The organism is Streptomyces sp. SID1328 (genome assembly GCF_009865595.1).
Lineage (GTDB): Bacteria > Actinomycetota > Actinomycetes > Streptomycetales > Streptomycetaceae > Streptomyces > Streptomyces griseoluteus.
In genome coordinates, this window is the sequence record NZ_WWKH01000123.1 from 1 (window position 1) to 1123 (window position 1123).

Here is a 1123-nt window from a genome sequence, read left to right on the forward strand (position 1 = left end):
GGGAGCACCGTGCCGTCGGCGAGCGGTGGCGGGCCCAGGCCCGACAACAGGTCCGTGGCCCGGCTGCCGAGCACCGGCTCCACCGCGACCCCGCCCGAGACCGCCAGGTAGGACCGCATCCCCGCCACCGCCGCCCCCATCTCCAGCACCTCGCCGGCGGGCACCCGGACCGGTGCGCCCCAGGCCGCCGGGCGGCCGCCCACCCTCACCGGGCAGGGCGCCCCGCCCACCGCGACGGTGACCGCCGAACGGGCCCGCAGGGCACAGCCGTCGAGCGTCGTCTCCAGTACGGCCGCGTCGGGGGAGTTGCCGACCAGCCGGTTGACGAGCGCCGCGGCGGGCGGGTCGAGGGCGCCGGAGCGGGGGACGCCCAGGTGGGCATGGCCGGGCCGCCCCCGGTCCTGCACGGTCGTCAGCGCGCCCGCCCGCACCACCACCAGCGCACGGTCCGTCACGCGGCCCCCACGGGGGTGAAGCGCACCCGCGTGCCCGGCGCCAGCAGGGCGGCCGGTTCCCGCGCGGTGTCCCACAGCACCGCGTCCGTACGGCCGATCAACTGCCAGCCGCCCGGCGACGCACGCGGGTAGACGCCGGTGTACGGCCCGGCCAGCGCGACCGACCCGGCCGGGACCGCCGTACGCGGGGTGGCCCTGCGCGGCACGTACCGGTGCTCCGGCAGGCCGGTGAGGTAGCCGAAGCCGGGAGCGAAGCCGCAGAAGGCCACCGTGAACGCGGTGCCCGCGTGGATCTCGGCGACCTCGCGCGGGGACACGCCCCAGTGGGCGGCGACCTCGGCGAGGTCGGGTCCGTCGTAGCGGACGGGGAGTTCGACCGGGGCGGAGGCGGCCTCGGGGGCGGGCGGCGGCTCGGCGGCGGTCAGTTCGGCGGCCCGGCGTACCGGGTCGTCCACGCCGTCGAGCAGGACCGTACGGGCCGCCGGGACGATCTCGCGGGCGGACAGCGAGCCCGCCGCGCGCCGCCGCAGCAGCTCCGCGTGCAGGGCGCGCGCCTGCTCGGCGGAGGCGACCTCCACCAGCAGGGCGTGCGCGCCCACCGGGAGCGCCCTCACGCGAACGCCTCCACCGGCACGCCCGCCGACGCCAGCCGGGTGCGGACCCGCCGG

2 protein-coding genes are annotated in these 1123 nt (G+C 79.6%); both read right to left on the reverse strand.

The features are described from left to right. The coding region (locus GT030_RS03905) for a biotin-dependent carboxyltransferase family protein (protein WP_161199850.1) at positions 1-455 on the reverse strand (455 nt) is incomplete at its 3' end. Beyond that, positions 452-1069: a 5-oxoprolinase subunit PxpB gene (gene pxpB, locus GT030_RS03910; RefSeq protein ID WP_161199851.1), complete on the reverse strand. Its 618-nt coding sequence runs from the start codon at positions 1067-1069 to the stop codon at positions 452-454. The genes pxpB and GT030_RS03905, both read right to left, overlap by 4 nt. Positions 1070-1123: the final 54 nt, after the last annotated feature.